The 384-nt window shown below is 54.4% G+C and carries 1 protein-coding gene; it reads right to left on the bottom strand.

Annotation, left to right across the window (positions count from 1 at the left end):
- The coding region (locus tag CBF90_RS17020; RefSeq protein ID WP_172407913.1) for a DEAD/DEAH box helicase family protein at nucleotides 1-384 on the bottom strand (384 nt) is incomplete at both ends.

Genomic DNA, 384 nt, shown 5'->3' with positions numbered 1-384 from the left:
GATTGCGCACCATCTGATCTTCCAGTTCGTTGCGGTCGATGAGCAGCAGGATGGTTGGCTTTTCTGACTGCGCTGCTTTAAATAACATCTCGGCAGCTTTGATCATCGTGAAGGTTTTGCCGCTGCCTTGGGTATGCCATACCAGTCCCCGGCGCTTGACCGGATGGTGGGCGCGCTCCACCACTTTTTCTACGGCACCGGTCTGGTGCTGGCGCAGAATGAATTTCTGCAGTTCTGATTCCTTCTCGGCGAACAGGATGTAGTGCTGCAGAAAACCCAGCAGGTTCTGTCGGTCGCAAAACGACTTGATCTTGGCTTCGAGCTGCCCCAGTTCTTCGTGCTTCCAATTGAACAGATTGCGACGCACGACGTTCCAGGTCACGC

This window comes from Microbacterium sp. AISO3 (assembly GCF_002204305.1).
GTDB lineage: Bacteria > Actinomycetota > Actinomycetes > Actinomycetales > Microbacteriaceae > Microbacterium > Microbacterium arborescens.
The sequence above is the reverse complement of the archived record's forward strand: the minus strand, read 5'-3'. Positions and strand labels throughout refer to the sequence as shown.